General features: G+C 32.1%; 3 protein-coding genes. All 3 read right to left on the reverse strand.

All coding sequences use genetic code 11. The annotated features are described in order from the left end of the window. Positions 1–446: 446 nt before the first annotated feature. The 3 genes from AA089_RS25640 to AA089_RS22905 all read right to left on the reverse strand — a co-directional run bounded on the left by AA089_RS25640 (position 447) and on the right by AA089_RS22905 (position 1915). Positions 447–1208, reverse strand: coding sequence for a hypothetical protein (locus tag AA089_RS25640; RefSeq protein ID WP_241480033.1), 762 nt, complete (start codon positions 1206–1208; stop codon positions 447–449). 285 nt (positions 1209–1493) lie between these two features. Continuing rightward, entirely contained in the window at positions 1494–1733 is a 240-nt protein-coding gene (locus AA089_RS25645) for a hypothetical protein (protein WP_053002649.1), read from the reverse strand. A 2-nt stretch (positions 1734–1735) separates the two neighbouring features. Next, on the reverse strand, positions 1736–1915 hold the full coding sequence (locus tag AA089_RS22905; protein WP_046759354.1) for a hypothetical protein: 180 nt from the start codon (positions 1913–1915) through the stop codon (positions 1736–1738). Positions 1916–2155 lie beyond the last annotated feature (240 nt).

The raw sequence follows: 2155 nt of genomic DNA on the forward strand, positions 1-2155 counted from the left end.
GGTCACTTCTGAGTCACTCTTGGGGAACTTATAGGGAACTCTTAAGTCACTTCTAAATCACTCATTGGTCACTTTTAGGTCATTTTTGTTTTTTTAAGTCACTCCTTGGTCAAACATTTTTCACTTTTGAGTCACTCTTTGGGAACACTTGAATCACTTCTTGGTCACTTTTAGGTCATTTTTGTTTTTTTGAGTCATTCTTTGGTAAAACATTGGTCACTTCTGAGTCACTCTTGGGGAACTTACAGGGAACTCTTAAGTCACTTCTTGGTAACTTTTAGGTCATTTTTGTTTTTTAAAGTCACTTTTTGGTAAAACATTGGTCACTTCTGAGTCACTCTTGGGGAACTTACAGGGAACTCTTAAGTCACTTCTTGGTCACTTTTAGGTTATTTATCAGTCATTTTTTAACTTTTAAATTTCATAAAAAATCTTTCGACTATAAATTATTTAGGCACGAAAACACTCTTATTTTCTTGTGTCAAAACCGCTTTGTAAAATTGCTTTAACAAATCCGTTTTCCCGAGTTGTTGAATTCGTTTTTCACAATCTTTAAATAATGGTAAACGCGGCTTTTGATTTGTAGTTTCTTTTTGCTCATTATGTAAAAAACGACGAATTTGTGCATGAGTTATTAATTTTAATCGTGTTTTCTGTTTACTACGAATATAGTTTTCATACCAAACTTTAGTTCCTGTAAAGCCATGCTTGTTTTTTTGATCAAAATATAGATGCGGTAATTGAACAAATCTATTTTTGGAATCTTTGGCAAGATACTTCTGCACTAATTCAACACGTTTTAAGTAGACATTGTGAACTTTATCTAAATGTTGTTTTTTTTTTACAGGCTGATACCACAAATACAATAACTCTTTGGTCTTTTTCTCCACATTTTCAGTCAAGTAAACCTCTTTGTATAATTTCTTTTTAGCGAGTTCCCATAAGGAATTCACATAAGAATTAAGAAAGGCACTCCCTGAAGCTCCAAGCCTTGAATCTATGTCTTTTGCTTGTGTTTGTACTCCAAGGATATTGCCTTCCTTCTCTACATCATTTGTACGCTTAAAATTTCGCGCGCCTGGTGTGCCTTGCGAAAGTGGCTCTTTTATTTTTTTTGCGCCTTCCTTCTCTACGTATCCTGTAAAATTGTTACCAGCTAAACATTCAATTTTGGAAGAACTCGAACTTAACTTCCTGTCTATGTTCATTTTTTTATCAACTGCTATTAATATATTATTTATGTAACTATTGTTACTAGAGTCTGTTTGGGGACAACTTGTCAAATACTCTTTTTTAAAAAACTGATTATCAGTTGTTTTAGTTTTTTCGTTTTCTTTTTGATTTGGTTGTTTATTGACAGCTTTTTCACCGTTTATCAACAGTATTTTAGGATTTAAAAACAGCTCATAATTGGCTTTACGACCATAGTTAATTTTCTCGATGATAACATTGGCTTCTAGAAGTTTTTTAGATGTCTTTTGATGGTTCTAGTACTAACGAGAGATCTTCGCCAATTGTACATTATTTGTTTTTAATGGAGGAATAGAGGTTGTGTCAAAACAAGTTTCTTTGCTGGCTTTGAATAATGAAGCACCATAAATTCTAATAATCTCTCTAGCTGTTGCAATCACAGGTTGACGCAAACGACTTGAAAGGTTATCAGAAAAAGCATTGTGTTTATCAACAAAAACATCAAGCGCTTTAAAAACAGTTGAAAAATGAATGATGCTCATTATTATTTATTAAAAGTATTCACTAACAAATCATCCATAGCAGAAGCCACAGAGATTAGTTTTGTTTTTTTTCTTTTACGTTTTACAGCAGAAACTTTAGGCAAGTCAAGCATGGCATATAATCTCAGCTTCTCATCTGAGTTTAATGCTTGAATTACGTTATATACAGTTTCTGCTTTCAATTACTTTATTAGTTTTCTCAGTTAATTCATTCAAACAATTTCAAAACAATACCTACAAGCTTTAAATAACCGATTCTAATTCATTTAAAATTGAGCACAAGAAGTCTTGGTCGCTTCTTTGAGCAACTTTATAATTATGATATAAGTTGGTATTGACTACATCAAGTGTAGAGTAGTTTGATGTAATATCAATAGTAGTTGGTAACTTCTCCTATTATCTAAAGATTTAATGTTTTTTTG

The organism is Kordia jejudonensis (genome assembly GCF_001005315.1).
In the GTDB taxonomy this organism is placed as follows: Bacteria; Bacteroidota; Bacteroidia; order Flavobacteriales; family Flavobacteriaceae; genus Kordia; species Kordia jejudonensis.